Here is a 16,966-nt window from a genome sequence, read left to right as displayed (position 1 = left end):
TATAATATTAAGCAAACTGCTTTGCTACTTTTTCTGCTTTTCTACTTTCGGAATAATCATAGAAGCCTTCACCTGATTTTACACCAAGTTTACCTGCCATAACCATATTTACTAATAATGGGCATGGTGCATATTTAGGGTTTTTAAAGCCGTCATACATCACATTTAATATAGAAAGACAAACATCAAGACCAATAAAATCTGCTAGCTGTAATGGCCCCATTGGATGCGCCATACCAAGTTTCATAACGGTGTCAATTTCCGTGACACCAGCAACACCATTGTATAGTGTTTCAATAGCTTCGTTAAGCATTGGCATTAGAATACGGTTAGCGACAAAACCTGGATAATCATTTACTTCTGTAGGGACTTTACCTAATGTTTTAGATAGCTCCATAATAGTATTAGTGACGTCATCACTAGTATTATAACCCCTGATGATTTCAACTAGTTTCATGATTGGTACCGGATTCATAAAATGCATACCAATAACCATTTCCGGTCTAGAAGTTGCCGCACCGATTTGTGTGATTGAAATTGAGGATGTATTTGTGGCTAAAATAGTATCCTCAGGACAGGCCTCATCAAGTTCTTTAAATATCTTGAGTTTTAAATCTAAATTTTCTGTTGCCGCTTCAACTACTAAACTGGCATATTCAACACCTTCAGCTATACTTGTAAAGGTTTCTATATTTCCTAAAGTTTCAGATTTTTCAGCTTCAGTTATTTTTTCTTTGGCTACCATTCGGTCTAAATTTTTAGCAATGGTATCCATACCTCTTTTTAATGAGGCTTCGCTAATATCTATTAATTGTACTTTAAAACCAGATTGGGCAAATGTGTGGGCAATTCCGTTACCCATTGTTCCTGCACCTATGACTGCTACGTTTTTCATTGAAAATTATATTTTGCTCTTATTTGATAAGAATTTATTTGAATTGTTTTATGAGAATTAAAACTGATTGATAATCATATTAGCTACACGCAATGCCTCAGTACCATCATGCAATGTTACAACAGGTTTGGTATTATTATTAATAGCGTCTGCAAATGTTTCTAATTCATCTAAAATAGCATTGTTATTCTCTATTTCAGGGTTATCAAAATAGATTTGCTTTTTTATGCCTTCAGCATTTTGAAGAATCATATCAAAATCACCAGGATTTTCTGGGGCATCTTTCATTTTTACGACCTCGCATTTCTTTTCTAAGAAATCAACCGAAATGTAGGCATCTTTCTGAAAGAAACGGGTCTTACGCATATTTTTTAACGAAATACGACTTGCTGTTAAGTTTGCAACACATCCGTTTTTAAATTCTATGCGAGCATTTGCAATATCAGGAGTTTCGCTAATAACAGAAACACCGCTTGCCGAAATATGCTTTACAGGAGAATCAACAACACTTAAGATAATATCAATATCATGAATCATTAAATCCAATACAACAGGCACATCTGTTCCGCGAGGATTAAACTCAGCGAGACGATGTGTCTCTATAAACATAGGGTTCTCTATTTGGTCTTTTACGCCAATAAAAGCAGGGTTAAAGCGCTCAACATGACCAACTTGTCCTTTTACACCATGCTCAGCTACTAAAGTTCTTATGGCTTCTGCTTCTTCTACAGTATTTGTAATGGGTTTTTCTATAAATATGTGTTTACCACTAGCAATGGCCTGTTTTGCACAATCGTAATGGCTAAGTGTTGGTGTTACAATATCTACAACATCTACAGCTTCAATTAAAGCTTCAATTGTATCAAAGTATTTGTAACCAAACTCTTCAACAACTTTTTGAGCATTTTCTGGGTCAGCATCGTAAAAGCCGACTAAATTATATTTATGAGATTGATTGAGTAATCTTAGATGAATTTTTCCAAGGTGACCAGCACCGAGAACACCAGCATTTAGCATGTTTTTCTGTTTTTCACAAAAATAATCGTTTTCATTGAGAAATATGAAAATGAGCTTATAAAAAACGATTAATTATATAATGGTTTGAAGATTAAAAATATGTTGGAATTTGCTGTTTGTTGAATTACTTTAGCAACAACTAAACTACCATTTTGAAAGATACATTTAAGCATCAAGGTATGCGCCAACAATTGGTCGAAACACTTGTAAAAAAAGGCATTAAAGACCAAAACGTGTTAGCGGCTATTGGAAAGATTCCAAGGCATTTGTTTATGGATTCAGGATTTATAGACCATGCGTATCAAGATAAAGCATTTCCTATTGCTGCGGACCAGACGATTTCTCAACCCTATACTGTAGCTTTTCAATCTGAATTAATGGCCGTGAAACGCGGAGATAAGGTCTTAGAAATTGGAACGGGTAGTGGTTACCAAACTGCTGTTTTGTTAGAACTTGGTGCTAAAGTATATAGTATTGAGCGTCAACAAGAATTATTTAAGAAGACTTCAAAGTTTTTACCAAAGATAGGTTACCGTGCTAAGAAGTTGGTTTTTGGCGATGGTTATAAAGGTCTTGAAGAAGAAGCACCTTTTAAAAGTATTATTGTCACTGCAGGTGCACCTTTTGTGCCTAATCCATTGCTATCTCAATTGGAAATAGGAGGACGTTTGGTGATACCAGTAGGTGAGGATATACAAATAATGACCCTTTTCATAAGAAAAGGGCCTAAAGAGTTTGAAAAGCATGAACTTGGCGAATTTCGCTTTGTACCGCTTTTGGAGGATAAGAACTAGTTTACCGCTTTTTTATATGCAGTTTGTCCGCCAACGACTGGTAAAGTAATCGAGGTTTTATCTAGTTTAATAGACAGCTCTGTTCCTGCTTTTGGATGTAGTGTAAATTCTGGGTCACTAGAAAAAATCATAAGACCTATTTGCTGTCCCTTTTTTATAATTTGGTCATCTGGTTGTAAATCGAAATTTACAGTGTAAAATTTCCCTGGTTTTAAATTTTCCTCGTCAGTTAAGGACTTATGGTTTTTTGGGTCAGCCCAACTTCTGGTGATTAAGTTGTCTGTGATTTTTCCTTCTTCTAGTGGTAATGATACCAAGTAAACCGATAGGTTCGCTGCTTTTTTACTGCTGCTCAACGTCATACTTACTTTAGGGACTCCAGAAATATGCAAATCTTCTTTTAATGGATTCGTAACATATAATAAGCGGTTTTGAGATGTTTCAGCTTTTGCCAAATCTTTCCAAGAAAAACTGACATTGTCAGTGAGTGTTTCAGTGACTTTTTTCGCTTTTGATGTTGTCAAGCTTCCAACTTTATTTCCACCAGAAGTTAAATTTAAAGTCACAGCTTCAGCTTCAGGATTTGGATAATCTTTGTATGCTGTTGGTTTTTGCCTGTCATCATATTCTCTTACGATATAGGCTTTGTTTTCTTCATTATTAATACCATTATCAATACCATGTAAGTATTTTGTAAACCATTTGTTCATCATTGATGTCGGAGGCGGTCCTCCATGACCGTTTTGATGGTAGTATATTGCTGTTGGTAAGCCCATGTCTTTGGCTTTCATGTATATACGATAGCTATGTTCTGGCATAACATTCCAATCATTAAAACCATGAGACATCAACATTGCAGCTTTCATGTTCTTCATTTTTGGTAAATAGTCGCGGTTGTACCAAAAATCATTCATATCTCCCGTTTCACGGTCCATACCGTTCATTAATTCTGTATCTCTGATTGTTTTATTGTTGTAAGCACGTTTATCTTCATCACCACTATGTACAAAATCATAAAGCACATCTATATCTTCGCCTAAATAACCACCTGGAGAGCGTACCAAACCATTAGAGCGGTAATAATGATATGAGGATGTGTTTGGTGCAATAGGTATGATAACTTCTAAGCCATCAACACCAGTTGTGGCAGCTGCTAACGGAAGTGTTCCATTATAAGATGTACCAGTCATTCCAACTTTTCCAGTAGACCAATAGGCTTTAATCTCTTCATTTCCGTTGCGCTGAGTAAACCCTTTTGCCTTACCTGTCAACCATTGTACAACTGCTTTGGGCGCTAACTCTTCGTTGAGACCACCAATTGTAGGAGCTCCATCAGATAAACCTGTTCCAGGAGAAGATGAGTGTACAACAATATAACCTCTCGGTACCCATTTTCTTATGTGAGAATTTGAAATTATTGGTCGTTTTCCTCGACGTTTTACTTCTGGATGATGACGCTCTTTGGCAGATGCTCCCAATTCGATTTTTACATCCCACATGGTTCCAGGTTCGTCACCAGCTACACCAGCAAAATAAGGACTTGTGACATAAATAATAGGTAATTTTAATCCTTCAGATTCTGTTTGTTCAGGTCGTGTCACTGAAACATGCATACGGTCTAGCTCACCATCACCATCGGTATCAAATTCTGTTTCTACCCAAAGGTCGTGTCTTAAATATTTTGAGGCATCGCTAAACGCTTCAACAATTTGTGCTTCACCATCTTTAAAAATTGGTTTAGCTTTTTCTTGTGAAATAGATACAAATGAAATTGAAATGGCTATAAAGGCTAATACTTTAGCCGAAAATGAATTTTGCATGAGTAAAGGTTTGTGTTAAGGATGCTAAATGTAAGTACTATATCGCAGACGTCAAATGACTTTAGGATTTGTTTTGCGATTGATACAAAACGAATTATTGTTTTGGTAGATACTCACTAGGAATAGGTGAGGCTTCAGATTCTTGCATCCAATAAATATTTACAATCCACCAACGCTTAGCATCATTTAGTAATTGAATACTATTAATACCTCGCATAAAAGGGGTGGTATCACTCTTGCTTCTAAACGATTCGTATGTACTAAATACTTGCGTAATATTACCAAAAGTATCAGCTGTTCGGTTAAGTTCTACTTCATGAAAACCATTTTCGTACAACCATTTTCCTGAGGTTTTTATGTAATCTTCTGGAGACATATATCGGGCAATGGTTTGACCTTCTCTATTCTTTCCTGTAGGAATCAATTTTGCATCTGGATGAAATAAATGTTTAAATAGTTCCCAATTGCGCTCAACACCTTTATCTCCAGAGATGACACTGTATAAGGTTTCGATGGTGCTGTCGAGCGTGGCTACATTTTTGGAGTAGTCTTGAGTTTTTTCTTGAGCAGGAAGATTAAGCCCTATTGTAAGAATAAAGAGAAGTATTAATTTTTTCATGATTCAATTTTTAACTTAGAAAAATTTCAAACCAAAAACAAATGCATCACCCAGATACCCATTTTGGTATGACCTAATATAATCAAATCTTAAAAAACGCCATTTGCCCCAACCAATATTGTCTAAGCCAATAGTAAATTCTTGATAAGGCTTGTTATCTGGTGTTGCTAGGTTATGCGCACCAACAACGAGGTTAAAATTTAATTTATTCAATAATGGAATCTTACCTAAAATAAAACCATTAAAATCATGTTCAGCATGCATTTCTAGATAGCTATCATTAGTGCTTAAATCGTAATAACCTAGATTGTTAAAGACATTGGTGTAGTTGCCGCGACGACTAAAATTAATTTGGTTACCATTAAAATGTTGAAAATCCATAAAGGCAATGTCATCAGCATTAAAAAACTTTCCACCTCTTATGTTATAGGCAAAACGTCCTTTGTTTCCAATAGTGAAAGATTGATATAATCGCGCTTTGACTTGATCAAAATTATAATCGCTATTTGTAGCGCCTAGTCCTTTTTCATAACCCACAAAAAGTGTTGGATACTTACTACTAGATATATTGAACTTACTATCTGGATAACTCAAGTAATTCTGACCAAAATTGATTCTTGCCGAAACATTGAATTTTATAATATTATGATTTTCAAATGATGCAACACCAAAAGCAGTTTCGTTTATTGGGTTATTGCTTGTATAGGACTTATTATCTTCAGGATAGAACGTTTGGTCAGTAGTATTGAAAAGCGCATTTCGTTTCTCATAGCTGATATCTGAGTACAGCCTAAAACCATTAAACAATTCTTCGGAATAATTAAGCTGTACAAATTGGCGTTCGTAAATCTTTAAATAGTTTTCTATAAAGCCTAACGAAGCCACTGTATTTTCGATTGGACTAATTGGATTAGACCCATTGAATTGTCTGGTTTCTACTCCTCCTGAAAGCGTTAAAAATGAACGACTAATATCATTGAATTTATAAGTTAGAGACCCTCTTGCACGCAAACGCTTATCTGAAAACCCGTAGTTAATAGAACCATTAGCAGAGAAATAACGCTTAAAATCGTCATAATTTTTTCTGTAAAATACGTTTGCTCTAGCATTCCAACCTTGTACAGTGTTAAACTGAATACCACCAATTGGGATATCAAAACCAAGGCGGTAATCTTTATGAGAATTTTGATAGGTATACCCTAAAAGGTCACCAAGTTTAAATTTATTTCGAGCTCTGTCTATAGAATCGAGGTATGGTTTAGACTCTTTTACGAGCTGAATACTATCCTTTTTTACATAATCTACTTTTTCTTCTTTGGTTAACGGAACTGGTCTAATGGTATTCCAGAATAAGGAGTCTTTTTTATTGGCTTCGCTTTCAAAAGCTACCAATTCGCGCCCAAAATCTTTCTTGGTGAGTGGTAAATTAAATTCGTAATTACTGTAAACCGCTGTGAAACGACCATCACCTTTAATACCAAATATACCATAGCTAAAGTCTATACTTTGAGAAATTAAAGCCCATATGCTATTTGCTTCGGAGTAAGAGAAGTTTTGTTTTAATGTTATGATATCTGCAACAGGAATTCTAGCTTGCTCGCCTGTGATGTCTAACTCTAAAGCATATAAAGTCCATTGGTCTTCTACTATATATATGTAACCCGAAAAAATAGGGTCGTTCTCACGTTTAGGAGTTACTTTTATTTTATTGATGAGGTTTCCACGATCATCATAGAAAACGCCATCTAAATTGTAACGGTAGTATCCAAAAGCATTGTTAGCAATAGGAGAGATAATTTCGTTCCCAAGAGAAATAGTATTGTTGTACAAGTTAAAATCTACATCTTGTGCATTGTTGAAGCTAAAACCGTTGTCATCGCCACTTACTTTTGATGCGGTAATCTTTTCTTTAAGACGGTTTGGTCTTAAATATTGAATTTTCGAAATCGTTTCAGATAGGTAAAGAATACCGCTACGAGTAGAATCTAAGCCTTCAATTTCTACTTCTTGTCCAAAAAACTTCTCAGGCGCGTCTTTTATTCGCATTAAACCACGAGAATAAAAATCTGCTTTATAACTTTCTATCTTTTCAAGATTTTCTTTTCGTTTGGCTATAACTTGGCGCATAATGACATTTGCCGGATTCTCTTCAGCATTAATAACGACTTCATCCAGCGATACGTTTTCTTCTTCTAGGGTGATGTTTAGAGTAAAAGGCAATTCCGTAATATTAATGGTTTTTTTAACGGTTTTGTAACCTAAATACTGAAACACTAGATTATAGCTTTTCTTTTCAGTGATATTAAGCTCATAATAACCAGCATCATTGGTCGTAGTTCCTTTGTAAGTGTTCTCTATAAATACATTTACAAACGGAAGCGCTTGATTTTTGTCATCTGTAATGTTTCCTTTGATTTGTGAAAAAGCTATTAATGAAATAAAAATGAATAGAATTGAAAGTAAAGATTTTTGCATGTTTTTTAATTGATGGTTCAGTTATATAGACGCAGGGTTTATAAAAAGGGTTGCCTACAAAAATCAAACTTAGATTAAAGTCTTACGAGTTAACGTTAGAGGTATGCTAAATTTATTTAAAATTTTTCTTAATTCGGTCTAAGTTGCGCTTGTTATCACGATCTTTAATGGTCTCGCGCTTATCGTAGAGTTTTTTTCCTTTAGCTAAGGCAATATCTAATTTAGCCAATCCTTTTTCATTAATAAATAAACGTAATGGGATAATAGCATTTCCTTTTATATTGACTTCTTTTTCTAACTTTTTCAGTTCACGTTTGTTGAGAAGAAGTTTGCGAGTCGCTTTTGGCGCATGATTGTAGTAATTGCCATGCGCGTATTCTTCAATAGTCATGTTTATAACAAAAATTTCGCCTTGCTCATTAAATTCACAGAAGCTTTCGGCAATAGAAGCTCTGCTAGAACGGATGGATTTTATTTCTGTTCCAGATAACACAATTCCAGCAGTATACCTATCTAGGATTTCGTATTGGAATTTTGCCTTTTTGTTAAGTATGTTAATCTTCTGTTGCATCTGTGGCAAATTTAGTTTTAAAAGTTATAAGTGAAAAGTTATAAGCGAAAAGTTTATGGACGCTATCTTGCAAGGAATAGTATATTTTTACGACAACAAAATTTTAAATTTTAACATGAAATATTTATATATCCTCTTACTATCATTACTATTTATAAACTGTAAGAATAACACCTCTAATGTTGAAGTAAAAACTTTAACGGCTGATGAAATAGTTAATAAATCTATTAAAGTAGCTGGTGGAGATAAGTTTGAGAATTCTAATGCGGTATTTAATTTTAGAAATAAGGAATATTTTATTTCTAGAAATAATGGAAATTATCATTTTGAAAGAAGGTTTCAAGATAGTTTGACTGCAATACATGATATATTAACTAATAATGGATTTGAAAGAACTAGAGAAGGTGTTCTGAAAGTTAGAGTTGCAGATAGTATGGTGTCAAAATACATAAGTAGTATAAACTCGGTACAATATTTTGCATCATTACCTTATGGTTTAAATGATAAAGCTGTTAATAAGACACTAATAGGCGAGGAGCATATTAAAGAAAATGACTACTATAAAATACAGGTCACATTTGACCAAGAAGGAGGTGGTGAAGATTTTGAAGATGTTTTTATCTATTGGATAAATAAAGCAACCTATAAACCAGATTATCTGGCGTATTCTTATAACGAAGATGACGGCAAAGGCATGCGTTTTCGAGAAGCTTATAACGAGCGCTATGTCAAAGGTCTTCGCTTTGTGGATTATAACAATTACAAAAGTGAAGCACCAGACATAAAGCTTCAGGATTTAGCGAAGGCTTTTGATAATAATCAACTAAAACTACTTTCTAAGATAGTACTCGAAAATGTTGAGGTAGATTTAATTGACCTGTAACAACATAGATGATTTGTCGCCATTGGTAATGGTGACAATATATAATCCACCGTTATTATCATCAGACATCATATCGTATTTCTTCTTACCTAATAAGCCATTAGTAAATAGAGGTGTGGTATTACTATGACCAACAATTAATACTTTTTTTCCTTTCGTATCTTTCATGAATTGTTTCATATTCATGTTGCGAGGGTCATAAAGTTGTAACTCTAAGCCAAGAGACTTTGCAGTTGGTAAAGCGGTTTCTTTAGTGCGATTATAGTCTGTAGAATACACTGCGTCAAACTTTACATCTTTAAGTACAGTTGCCCAATTATCGGCGCGTTTTAAGCCTTTTTCAGTTAAATGAGGATTGCGGTTGGTTTTATCTGAACGGTCTTTTTCAGCATGTCTAATAAGGTAGTAAGTCGTTGTACTTTCGTCTTTATATTCTTTGAGGAATGGGCCTTCCCAGATGACTTGCTCAATCATCCATTTGTTATCGTCTTTAGATAACAAGACATAATCTAAACCCCAAGCGCCTGTAACTCTTGCTGTAGCAATATGATTGGCAATTTCCAAAACTTTAACACCGCGCATTTCAGTTTCGGTACGCGTCATACCTTGGTCTTTTATGCGTTGTGCTAATGCCAAAGCTTTGTCATAAGGCAAATCTTGATAATAGTTGTAGTCTCCAGTTTCTTTATCTTTTAAGTAACCAAACTTATAAAGTCTTGGTTTTAGAGCTGCCTTTAATTTTAAAGTATCGCCTTGATAAAAACCATCTATGTAATTATTTAATGTGGTCTCAATTTGGGTTTTGTCGGATGCTTCTTGTCCAAAAGCAAATAATGTAATACATATAAAAAGTAAGGTGGAGTAGAGAGATTTCATGGTAATATTAAAGTATTATGGTTACTTCAAATATATACTAGAAAATTAGAGTTACTAAAAATGCTATGTTAAAATATAATTTTCTTAGCCCCTTAGATATGTATTAAAAGATCAGTTGGCTACTTTTAAATTTTGATTATTCATCATAGCTACGCTAGCCGAAGTGCCTATTCTATCAACACCAGCTTCAAAATATTTTAAAGCTGAAGCATAACTTCTAATGCCACCAGATGCTTTTATTTTTGCTTGACCTTTTACTGTTTTTTTCATAATCTTCACAGCAGTTAGGGTAGCACCACTTCCAGAAAAACCGGTTGAGGTTTTTACAAAATCTGCTTTTGCATCAATGCAAATTTCACAAGCTCTAACAATTTCATTTTTTGAAAGCTCACTAATTTCTAAGATAACTTTTAAGGGTATTGCGCCAATTGCAGATTTAACATCATTAATGTCTTTTAAGACAGCAACATAGTTTCTACTTTTTAGAAACCCAATATTCATCACCATATCAATCTCTGTTGCGCCATTTTCTATGGCTTGTTTAGCTTCATAAATTTTTGCTTGAGTGGACATAGCACCTAGAGGAAAACCAACGACTGTACAAATGCCTACTGGTGTTTCTTTTAATACTTGCTTAGCTATAGGAATGTAACAACTATTAACACAAACAGAATGGAAGTTATAGGTAATAGCTTCATTACATAGTTTTATAATCTCTTTTTCTGTGGCTGTAGATTTTAATAATGTGTGGTCTATATGTGCGTTTAATTCCATGATAATACTTCAAAAAAAGGTTGGTACTCTATTAAGAGTAAAGGGAAAACTTTGACAAGAAACTAACCTTGCCTTAAAGCTGTATTGGAATTAATTAGCTCGACAAAATTAACAATTTATCCGATAAAATGAAAGTATTTGTTGGTTTTTTACTATGCATTTCATCGAATAATTTGTAAATAATTGTAAATTAATTTGTTAAATGTTAAGATTTGAAGCTTGATAGTCGCTCTTCAAAAGTGTTTTGCTCTATTGGATTTATGATACTATTAAATAAGTTAAGCATATCTTCAGAATGCATTTCTCTTTTTTGTGTCATTAGATTGTAATGTGTAAAACCGCACCAAATAATAGATTTTAATTGAGTTTTGTCTTTATTATACATTCTCATTTCTGCTTTTAGATGACTATCGTCAAAATATATAAGTTGCGATTCGATAATTACAGTTTCCATAAGTAAAGCTGGTCTTAAATAAGCGATTTGGTTGCTATTAGATACCCAACTTTTACCTTGAAATTTTGCCATTTTATAAATATCTAGATCATAAGCGTTTATTAATTCATCTTCACGGTGATTCATATAATAGTCTATGTATTTGCCGTTGTTTAAATGATTAAATGGATCACAATCTTGAAATCTAATTTTTGTTTTACTCTCTACAGTTTTTGGTAAGTTCATTTTTTAGTTGTTTTTAAAATATACCAATCGGTATATTATTGATTAAAAAAATATTAAGCTTTTAATTCATTAGTAATCATATCTTCTATTTGTTTCATGGTATCTTTCATGTAGAATTCATCGTCCATAGTATAGGTCATAAAAATAGCGCCTTGAATCATTGAATCTATTCGTTTTGCGTATTGCATAGCATTAATTTCTATAGAAATCTCACCAGCTTCTATACCATCTTCTATAATGGTTGCAACTTGGTCTTGAATTCGCTCAATAACAACCCTAACTTTTTCTAACAACTCTGAGTTTTGATTGTTCGCATCTACACCTATATTTAATACAGGACAACCACCATATGTTTTACTCAAGCTATAGTAGTTTTTATAAAAATCTGCTATGAGATATAGTTTTTGAATAGGAGATTCACTCTTTTCAATATAAGAAGAGATATGAGACATTAACTTTTTAACTGTGTGTTTAAAAGCAGCTACAGCTAATTCTTCTTTATTTTTAAAATTACCATAGATGGCACCCTTAGTTAATCCAGTGGCCTTAGTAACATCACTTAGACTTGTAGCTGCATAACCATTTTTATTAAAAATTGGTGCAACTGTCTCTAAGATATGTTGTTTTGTATATTCTGCTTTTGTTAGCATAATTCAAATATAAAAAAAATATACCAATTGGTATATTTTTTTTATTCTGACATAAAATTATACAGTTTATTTAACAGCTTCAACGGTGTATCCTTCTTTTCGTAATAATTTGATAACTCCATTTTTACCTGCTAGATGTCCAGCTCCAACACCAAAAAAAGTTGGCTGTTCTTTTGCAAATTCACCTATTTTTGGAATCCAGTTTTTATTTCTGTTATCCAAAAGAATATCTTGATATTCAGCAATAGAAGAATAATTCTCGTCATTCATCATATCAATCATCTCCGTAATGTCTTCTTTTTTATAGGTATCCATCATCTTAGAAAAAGTGGCTTTGTCATAAGCTAAATCATCTTTTGCAGAGCGGACTAAATCTTTTGCCTGCTCTTTATATGGTATTTTATCAAAAACATTTAATTGGTCTTCTATAGTTTCTAGTCCTTTTATGTCTTCACCTTGCTTTTTTGCAACTTTTAATAATTCTTCTTCAAAGGACTGCATTGGGCAATCAATAAGATTTGGATATAATGCAGCAGTTAAGAAGAAAGGTTTCATGTTTTGCATCATCTCTACTGACATACCCATATGTTTTTTAAACATCTGGTCAATGGCTTTATAATCTTCTTCAGAAACTAAATCTTTTAATGTTTGTCCATCTTTCATATACATGTTCTGCATCATTTTTGTTTGCATATCGCCAGAATCCATATCTAACTCTAAAACCACTTGTGTGGTTTCATCCAATGCTTTTTTAACATCATCATCTAATGTTGCATCACAAGTGATGTGTATGGTACCAAAAAGATAAGAAGGCTGCTCTAGACCATTTCCTGTAATTTTCCAGAGTGTAGAATTTTCTAACTCCTGCGCATTACCTGTGAATATTGAGATGATAGCAACTAATATTGCAGAACATAAAGTTTTAATTTTTTTCATAGTTGAATTTGTTTTGAAGATAAGTAGTGGTAATTGTAATCTTGTTACAAGTTTTTCAAAATTTTGAAAAAATAAAAAGGCAGCGCTACTTTAGTTTGGACGTCTCAAACGTATTTTTGCGCTGCCTTAAATTGTCTGCCGCTAAGCAGACCAACCAATCATTATATAGACTGTTTAGCGGCTCATTTGTTACAGAAATAGTTAAAATTCTTCGATAACTAAATCGCCTTGGTTTCTAAAAACCAGTTGACTATCAAACTCGTCAAGTAGAATAATGCTACTTGTTGTTACCTTTCCTGCGAGTATTTCTTTGCTTAACTGATTTAAGACTTCTTTCTGAATGACTCGTTTTACTGGCCTTGCGCCATATTCTGGATTATAACCTATATCTGCTAAATATGCTTTTGCCTCATCAGTAGCGTCAAAGGTTATACCTTGTTGCGCAATCATTTTGGTAACTGATTTTAATTGTAAATCTACAATGTCTTTAATATTATCTTTTGATAATGGCGTAAACATAATAGTATCGTCTATACGATTTAAAAATTCTGGTCTTACCGTTTGTTTTAATAAGCCTAGGATATCAACTTTTGCTGTTTCCATTGCTGAAGGGATATCCTTAGTTGCTTGAAAACGCTCTTGTATAATATGACTTCCCATATTAGAAGTCATGATAATAATTGTGTTTTTAAAATCTGCAACACGTCCTTTATTATCTGTCAATCTGCCTTCATCTAATACTTGCAATAAAATATTGAATGTATCCGGATGCGCTTTTTCAATTTCATCTAATAAGACTACAGAATAAGGCTTTCTACGTACAGCTTCTGTTAATTGCCCACCTTCATCATAACCCACATAACCTGGAGGTGCACCAACCAAACGACTTACGGCATGACGTTCTTGATATTCACTCATGTCTATGCGTGTCAATGCATTTTCATCATCGAATAAATATTCGGCTAATGCTTTTGCTAATTCTGTTTTACCTACGCCAGTTGTTCCTAAAAATAGAAATGTCCCTATGGGTTTTTGTGGGTTTTGTAATCCTGCTCGAGAACGTCTCACGGCATCACTTACAGCAATTATAGCTTCTTCTTGTCCAACAACACGTTTGTGTAGTTCATCCTCAAGTTTTAGCAGCTTTTCACGTTCGCTCTGAATCATTTTGGTTACAGGAATGCCAGTCCACTTGGCAACGACATCTGCAATATCTTCATACGTCACTTCTTCTTTAATCAAAGCGGTTTCTTGTTGTTCAGCCAATTGCTTTTGAAATTTTTCTAAAGACTCAGTAGCGTCTTTTATTTTTCCGTAACGGATTTCTGCTACTTTGCCATAATCACCATCACGCTCGGCACGCTCAGCTTCTAGCTTATAGTTTTCGATATCTTGTTTTATATTCTGAACGTTTTCAACGACCTCTTTTTCATTCTTCCATTTGGCATTTAATTCGTTGCGTTCTTCTTTAAGATTTGCTAATTCAGCTTTAAGAGATTTCAGTTTAGTTTCGTCCTTTTCTCGCTTTATCGCTTCATGTTCAATTTCTAATTGCATGATTTTTCTATCCAGAACATCCAACTCTTCGGGTTTAGAGTTGATTTCCATGCGCAATTTAGAAGCTGACTCGTCCATTAAATCAATGGCTTTGTCTGGTAAAAAACGATTAGTAATGTATCTATTTGATAATTCTACAGCACCAATAATGGCTTCATCTTTAATGCGTACTTTATGATGCGTTTCATATTTTTCTTTAATACCACGTAGTATAGAAATGGCACTTTCTGTATCAGGCTCATAAACTGCTACTTTTTGAAAACGTCGCTCTAAAGCTTTGTCTTGCTCAAAATACTTTTGGTATTCGTCAAGAGTCGTAGCGCCAATGGCTCTCAATTCGCCTCGCGCTAAGGCAGGTTTAAGAATGTTTGCTGCATCCATGGCGCCTTGTCCACCACCAGCACCAACAAGTGTGTGTATTTCGTCTATAAATAAAACGATGTCTCCTTCACTAGTAGTGACTTCTTTGATAACAGCCTTAAGACGCTCTTCAAATTCCCCTTTAAATTTTGCACCTGCTATTAACGCACCCATATCTAAGGCAAAAATTTGCTTATCTTTTAAATTTTCTGGGATATCTCCATCAATAATTCTGTGCGCTAAACCTTCAGCAATAGCAGTTTTACCTGTTCCTGGTTCGCCAACTAAAATAGGATTGTTTTTAGTACGACGAGATAAAATTTGAAGTATTCTACGAATCTCTTCATCACGTCCAATAACAGGGTCTAATTTTCCATCTTGTGCTAATTGGTTGAGGTTTTTTGCATATTTATTTAACGAATTATAGGTGTCTTCTTGACTTTGAGATGTAACTCTATCGCCTTTGCGTAACTCTTCGATAGCAGCTTTGAGAGCTTTCTCAGTAACGCCCTGGTCTTTTAATACCTGTGCAATTTTACTTTTAGATTTGAATATGGCAAGCAATAAATGTTCAATAGACACAAAATCATCATTCATCTTTTTTGCGATGATTGATGCCTCGTTTAGGACTTTACCAGCTTCACGAGATAGCATAATGTCAGCTCCTGAAACTTTAGAAAAACTGTCTAAAGTTGCGTCTAGTATTTGTTCTAGTAAATTGACATTTACATTCAGTTTTTTGAGTATAAACGGCAATACATTCTCATCAACATTAAGAATACCTTTAAAGATATGCTCATTTTCTATTTGTTGATGCCCATAACTCTGCGCAATTTGCTGCGCTTGTTGTATGGCTTCTTGTGATTTAATTGTATAGTTATTAAAGTTCATAATCTTAAATGTTTCTTTTTCTGTTAGCCATATTTCAATTATCTTACCAACGCAGCAAAGACGACAAAATGTCCGTAAACACTGCATTTTTAATGACTTTTTGTCTGAGTGTAAGTCGAAATTATTTTTTCGACTTAATTAAAAAAGAGGAAATACTATGGGACTATTTAATAAATTATTTAATTCTTCATCAGAGCCTAAAGAAGAGAAAATTTTGCCTTGGCAAGCCTTGACTTCGGTTAATCAATTAGCGGAAATTGAAAAGCGTTCTCAATCTAAAACACAATTGGTATTTAAGCATTCTACGCGCTGTGGTATTAGTCGTATGGTGATGAACCAATTTGTGTCTATGTATGCTATAGATATCAATGCCGATTTATATTACTTGGATTTATTAAACTACCGCGATGTCTCTAATGAAACAGGTTATAAGTTTCAGGTATTACATCAATCGCCACAGTTATTAATTATACGCAATGGCGTTGCTGTTGCGCATGCTTCACACGGCGCTATTAATGAGTTGGAATTGGCAAAGTTTGTCTAGTTTAGTTTACTGATTATAAGCTTGTAAAACGCTAGCTTCATGTATTAGTTGATAAATTCAATTAAAACTAAGCTTACCGTAACGATAAGCGAAACTTTATAATCTTTATCTAAAATCTATCGTACAGCTATTTGCAGTACCAAACCACTTCACACGATTTTTTGATGCGGTCTTATAAATAAAATCTCTAATCATCCTTGGTATAAATGCTAATAATGCAGCAACACGTTTCCATTTAGGGATTTTAGATATAATTCTTAAGAAACCATCAGAGTGCGTTTTTACGCCATTGCTGTCGATTAAAATAACAGTTTCTAATTGCTCTGTCGGAAATCCATATTCTCTAAGTAGATCTTGTCCGTAAGCCGATTGAAAGGCAACAAATTGAAACAAATCTTCTGGTGCAAATTTTAATAGCCAGCCTATAACGCCGTTACAAAGGTTACATTCGCCATCAAAAATTATAATATCTTTTTCCATTATGCTATTAATTAACTGGTTAACAAAACTGTAGACGTAATGGCGTTAATTAACTTTCAATTCTAATACATTTTTTAAATCTTTTTTATGATAAATGTTAGTTAGTATTCCTGTTTAAAATCGTATCTTAGAGATATCAGTTTAA

16 protein-coding genes are annotated in these 16,966 nt (G+C 33.9%); 3 read left to right on the top strand and 13 right to left on the bottom strand.

What is annotated here, in order from left to right:
* Positions 1–7: 7 nt before the first annotated feature.
* Together IEV10_RS13660 and IEV10_RS13655 are read right to left on the bottom strand one after the other, a co-directional pair.
* Positions 8–895, bottom strand: coding sequence for a 3-hydroxyacyl-CoA dehydrogenase family protein (locus tag IEV10_RS13660; RefSeq protein ID WP_188375297.1), 888 nt, complete (start codon positions 893–895; stop codon positions 8–10).
* A gap of 57 nt (positions 896–952) precedes the next feature.
* On the bottom strand, positions 953–1,912 hold the full coding sequence (locus IEV10_RS13655; protein WP_188375296.1) for a Gfo/Idh/MocA family protein: 960 nt from the start codon (positions 1,910–1,912) through the stop codon (positions 953–955).
* A 152-nt stretch (positions 1,913–2,064) separates the two neighbouring features.
* Between IEV10_RS13655 and IEV10_RS13650 the strand changes: the two genes are divergently transcribed.
* Positions 2,065–2,706 carry a protein-L-isoaspartate(D-aspartate) O-methyltransferase gene (locus IEV10_RS13650; protein ID WP_188375295.1) on the top strand — a complete coding sequence of 214 codons (642 nt, stop codon included), beginning with the start codon at positions 2,065–2,067 and terminating at the stop codon, positions 2,704–2,706.
* Here IEV10_RS13650 and IEV10_RS13645 read toward each other — a convergent pair.
* The 4 genes from IEV10_RS13645 to smpB form a co-directional block, all read right to left on the bottom strand.
* Positions 2,703–4,526 (bottom strand): Xaa-Pro dipeptidyl-peptidase, encoded by a 1,824-nt coding sequence (locus IEV10_RS13645; protein WP_188375294.1) that lies wholly within the window; start codon positions 4,524–4,526, stop codon positions 2,703–2,705. The genes IEV10_RS13650 and IEV10_RS13645 overlap by 4 nt on opposite strands.
* Before the next feature lie 94 nt (positions 4,527–4,620).
* Entirely contained in the window at positions 4,621–5,145 is a 525-nt protein-coding gene (locus IEV10_RS13640; RefSeq protein WP_188375293.1) for a hypothetical protein, read from the bottom strand.
* A gap of 15 nt (positions 5,146–5,160) precedes the next feature.
* Positions 5,161–7,620, bottom strand: coding sequence for a DUF5686 and carboxypeptidase regulatory-like domain-containing protein (locus IEV10_RS13635; RefSeq protein ID WP_188375292.1), 2,460 nt, complete (start codon positions 7,618–7,620; stop codon positions 5,161–5,163).
* A 112-nt stretch (positions 7,621–7,732) separates the two neighbouring features.
* Complete coding sequence (gene smpB, locus IEV10_RS13630) at positions 7,733–8,191, bottom strand: SsrA-binding protein SmpB (protein ID WP_188375291.1); 459 nt, start codon at positions 8,189–8,191, stop codon at positions 7,733–7,735.
* A gap of 115 nt (positions 8,192–8,306) precedes the next feature.
* On the opposite strand from smpB, the gene IEV10_RS13625 reads away from it, so the two are divergent.
* Positions 8,307–9,074, top strand: a complete 768-nt coding sequence (locus tag IEV10_RS13625) for a DUF6503 family protein (protein WP_188375290.1) — start codon at positions 8,307–8,309, stop codon at positions 9,072–9,074.
* On the opposite strand, the gene IEV10_RS13620 is transcribed toward IEV10_RS13625, so the two are convergent.
* The 6 genes from IEV10_RS13620 to clpB form a co-directional block, all read right to left on the bottom strand.
* Positions 9,060–9,950 carry a histidine phosphatase family protein gene (locus IEV10_RS13620; protein ID WP_188375289.1) on the bottom strand — a complete coding sequence of 297 codons (891 nt, stop codon included), beginning with the start codon at positions 9,948–9,950 and terminating at the stop codon, positions 9,060–9,062. The genes IEV10_RS13625 and IEV10_RS13620 overlap by 15 nt on opposite strands.
* Positions 9,951–10,061: 111 nt before the next feature.
* Complete coding sequence (deoC, locus tag IEV10_RS13615; protein WP_188375288.1) at positions 10,062–10,724, bottom strand: deoxyribose-phosphate aldolase; 663 nt, start codon at positions 10,722–10,724, stop codon at positions 10,062–10,064.
* A gap of 205 nt (positions 10,725–10,929) precedes the next feature.
* Positions 10,930–11,403, bottom strand: coding sequence for an acyl-CoA thioesterase (locus tag IEV10_RS13610; protein WP_188375287.1), 474 nt, complete (start codon positions 11,401–11,403; stop codon positions 10,930–10,932).
* A gap of 53 nt (positions 11,404–11,456) precedes the next feature.
* Entirely contained in the window at positions 11,457–12,053 is a 597-nt protein-coding gene (locus IEV10_RS13605; RefSeq protein WP_188375286.1) for a TetR/AcrR family transcriptional regulator, read from the bottom strand.
* Between the two features lie 66 nt (positions 12,054–12,119).
* Positions 12,120–12,989 carry a TraB/GumN family protein gene (locus tag IEV10_RS13600; RefSeq protein ID WP_188375285.1) on the bottom strand — a complete coding sequence of 290 codons (870 nt, stop codon included), beginning with the start codon at positions 12,987–12,989 and terminating at the stop codon, positions 12,120–12,122.
* Between the two features lie 201 nt (positions 12,990–13,190).
* Positions 13,191–15,797 carry an ATP-dependent chaperone ClpB gene (gene clpB, locus IEV10_RS13595; protein WP_188375284.1) on the bottom strand — a complete coding sequence of 869 codons (2,607 nt, stop codon included), beginning with the start codon at positions 15,795–15,797 and terminating at the stop codon, positions 13,191–13,193.
* Between the two features lie 157 nt (positions 15,798–15,954).
* Here clpB and ytxJ point away from each other — a divergent pair, with 157 nt between their 5' ends.
* Positions 15,955–16,341: a bacillithiol system redox-active protein YtxJ gene (gene ytxJ, locus IEV10_RS13590; protein WP_188375283.1), complete on the top strand. Its 387-nt coding sequence runs from the start codon at positions 15,955–15,957 to the stop codon at positions 16,339–16,341.
* A 105-nt stretch (positions 16,342–16,446) separates the two neighbouring features.
* Here the strand turns inward: ytxJ and IEV10_RS13585 are convergent, their stop codons facing one another.
* The gene (locus tag IEV10_RS13585) at positions 16,447–16,821 is read right to left on the bottom strand and encodes a thiol-disulfide oxidoreductase DCC family protein (protein WP_188375282.1); all 375 of its coding nucleotides are present in this window, start codon (positions 16,819–16,821) and stop codon (positions 16,447–16,449) included.
* Positions 16,822–16,966: the final 145 nt, after the last annotated feature.

Origin of the sequence: Winogradskyella haliclonae, assembly GCF_014635865.1 — a bacterium.
Classification (GTDB): Bacteria; Bacteroidota; Bacteroidia; order Flavobacteriales; family Flavobacteriaceae; genus Winogradskyella; species Winogradskyella haliclonae.
Note: the sequence above shows the minus strand (reverse complement) of the source record. Positions and strands in the feature narration are given on the sequence as shown.